Origin of the sequence: Marinomonas arctica (assembly GCF_003259225.1) — a bacterium.
GTDB lineage: Bacteria > Pseudomonadota > Gammaproteobacteria > Pseudomonadales > Marinomonadaceae > Marinomonas > Marinomonas arctica.
Genome location: NZ_QHJF01000098.1, coordinates 1 through 380, shown reverse-complemented (window position 1 = coordinate 380; position 380 = coordinate 1). Strand labels below are relative to the sequence as shown.

Genomic DNA, 380 nt, shown 5'->3' with positions numbered 1-380 from the left:
AGTCAGTAACTTGCCAAAAGGCGAGTTTCCTCCTCTTGCTCTAGTCAATATTTATAAGCGCAGAATGACCATCGAAGAAGCATTCCGAGACACGAAGAACGAATATTATGGGCTAGGACTAAAACGTAGCCGAAGCCAATCTATTGAGCGATTACAAACCCTTCTGTTAATTGCCTTACTTGCTCAATGGTGCCTTTACGTCATTGGGAAAGCGGCTGAGATGCAAGGTTATCATCGTCATTTCCAATCAAATACAATAACAACGAGGCGAGTATTGTCTTATTGCTATTTAGCCAAAAGGATCCTGAAAACCTCCCGTTATGAAATAACAGAAAAAATGTTATTTGAGGCGTTAGACCTTCTTCTATTGGAAACCAAGT

1 protein-coding gene is annotated in these 380 nt (G+C 40.5%); it reads left to right on the top strand.

The window, feature by feature from the left end; genetic code table 11:
* On the top strand, window positions 1–380 hold a 380-nt coding region (locus tag DK187_RS20995; RefSeq protein WP_162623584.1), incomplete at both ends, for a transposase.